This window comes from Mycobacterium sp. (genome assembly GCF_049802695.1).
In the GTDB taxonomy this organism is placed as follows: Bacteria; Actinomycetota; Actinomycetes; order Mycobacteriales; family Mycobacteriaceae; genus Mycobacterium.
Genome location: NZ_JBARMY010000249.1, coordinates 1 through 2,151, shown reverse-complemented (window position 1 = coordinate 2,151; position 2,151 = coordinate 1). Strand labels below are relative to the sequence as shown.

Annotated in this window: 3 protein-coding genes; all 3 read right to left on the bottom strand. The window is 69.0% G+C overall.

Annotation, left to right across the window (positions count from 1 at the left end):
- Positions 1-72 precede the first annotated feature (72 nt).
- Entirely contained in the window at positions 73-357 is a 285-nt protein-coding gene (locus WA317_RS10210) for a hypothetical protein (protein WP_425172919.1), read from the bottom strand.
- On the bottom strand, positions 354-875 hold the full coding sequence (locus WA317_RS10205) for a DUF3093 domain-containing protein (protein WP_425172920.1): 522 nt from the start codon (positions 873-875) through the stop codon (positions 354-356). Before WA317_RS10205 ends, WA317_RS10210 begins: the two co-directional genes overlap by 4 nt.
- A gap of 182 nt (positions 876-1,057) precedes the next feature.
- Positions 1,058-2,044, bottom strand: a complete 987-nt coding sequence (gene hemB, locus WA317_RS10200) for a porphobilinogen synthase (RefSeq protein ID WP_425172918.1) — start codon at positions 2,042-2,044, stop codon at positions 1,058-1,060.
- Between the last annotated feature and the right edge of the window lie 107 nt (positions 2,045-2,151).

Genomic DNA, 2,151 nt, shown 5'->3' with positions numbered 1-2,151 from the left:
ACGATCGAATACGCCCAGACGTTGGGTCCGGTGCTCGGAGCGCTGGCCGCCCGGGCGCTGGCCCGCGGCTGACTAGGGCCGGGTCGGCAGCACACCGGCGCCCTGGATTGGCACGGCACGCGGTGCGCGTCGGATTCGGGCTGTCCCGACCACCGCGAGCACCCCGGCGACCGTCGCGAGCAGCAGGGTAAGCAGCAACAACTGGGGGTCATAGACCACCGACACGGTGGCCGGCTGGCCATCGGCGATCGGCGCCACGGGCACTGCCCTGTGCGACTGCGACCAGATCAGCGCGGACCCCAGCAGCGCGACACCGGCGAGCACCAACTCCAAAACGCCGCGGCCGCGCGGGCTCACCACCGCGACCCGGCGTCATCACCGTCGTCGCCGTATTCGGTCAGAAAATCGGGTTCGGCGAAGCCGACGCGCTCCTCGACCAACCGGGTCAGCGCAGCACGGAGATCACGATGGCGGCGGGCCCAGGCCTGCACGGTGCGTCCGCCCGCGAGCTTGAGTCCGATTCCGACCCGACCACGCGGGACTCCGACGAGTTCACCGAGTGTGCGCGCCGACTGCCACGGTTGGGGTCCGTTGCCCGAGGCGTCGGAGTCAGCTTCGGGAAAGACTCGGAGAATGTCGTTCACCGGGACCGACTCGGTGCCCTGCCGCAGGGTTCGGTCGGTCAGTTCGACGGAGGCGTGGATGCGCGCCGCCTTGACCTGCAAGCCGACAAAGCCGGTGACCAGCACCACAAAAACCACGGGAACCGCGACCTCCCAGCCGTAACCGCTGGATCTCTCGATCATCAGCATGGCTCCGCCCGACAACGGACCCGACAGCAGCCAATACAAGCTGGCGCCGGGCTCGAAGAACAACGGAGCCTGGTTGATATCCGCGCCTGCGTTCACTGACGACTCATTCCCTGAACTTCCCCGGCGCCGAACCAGCCGGTCGGGTCAGCCTAGCGTGCCGGTCATCGCAGCGGGCGAGGGCCAGCAGCACATCGCGGGTCTCAGTTCCCCGTCTTAGGTGCGTTCGGCACACCGGACAGCACCGGTCAACGAAGCCAATCGGCGGCCTCAGCCGCCCAGTAGGTCAAGACGATGTCAGCGCCGGCGCGGCGAATGCCGGTCAACGACTCCAGCACGGCGGCACGGCGGTCGATCCAGGCGTTGGCGGCCGCGGCGGAGATCATCGCGTACTCGCCGGACACCTGGTAGGCCGCCACCGGCACCGGCGAGATGTCCGCTGCCGCGGCTACCACGTCGAGGTAGCCCATGGCGGGCTTGACCATCACGATGTCGGCACCCTCGTCGAGGTCCAGCACCGCCTCCCGCAACGCTTCACGGGCGTTGCCCGGCTCTTGCTGATAGGTGCGGCGGTCCCCGGAAAGGCTGGAGCTGACCGCTTCCCGGAACGGTCCGTAGAACGCCGACGCGAACTTCGCCGCATACGCCAGGATCACCACGTCGCTGTGCCCGGCGGCGTCCAGACCGTCGCGGATCGCACCGACCTGACCGTCCATCATCCCGCTCGGACCCACCACATGCGCACCCGAATCAGCCTGTGCGACAGCCAGTCGCACGTATCGCGTCAAGGTGGCGTCGTTGTCGACACGGCCGCGGGCGTCCAGCACGCCGCAGTGCCCGTGGTCGGTGAACTCGTCGAGGCAAGTGTCGGCCATCAGCACAGTGGAATCGCCGAGATCTTTAACCAGATCTCGCAACGCCACGTTGAGGATGCCGTCCGGGTCGGAACCGGCCGAACCCGACGCGTCCTTGTCCTCGTCACGGGGCACACCGAATAACATCAGGCCGCCCACCCCGGCGGCCACCGCGTCGGCGGCCGCACTGCGCAGCGAGTCTCGGGTGTGTTGCACCACCCCCGGCATCGAGGCGATGGCCCGCGGCTCGTCGATCCCATCGGCGACGAACATCGGCAACACCAACCGCCTTGCGTCCAGCGACGTTTGGGCTACCAGGCGGCGCATCGCCGGGGTTGAGCGGAGCCGACGCGGACGCTGCCGCGGGTAACCCACACTCATCGGTGGCGACCCGCTGCGCCCGGCTCCGCCGCGCTTGCGATCGCCACTACCGCCTGCGGCTCTTCTTACGCGGCGGTGGCAGCGCCCCCTCGGCCCGCAGCCGGGCG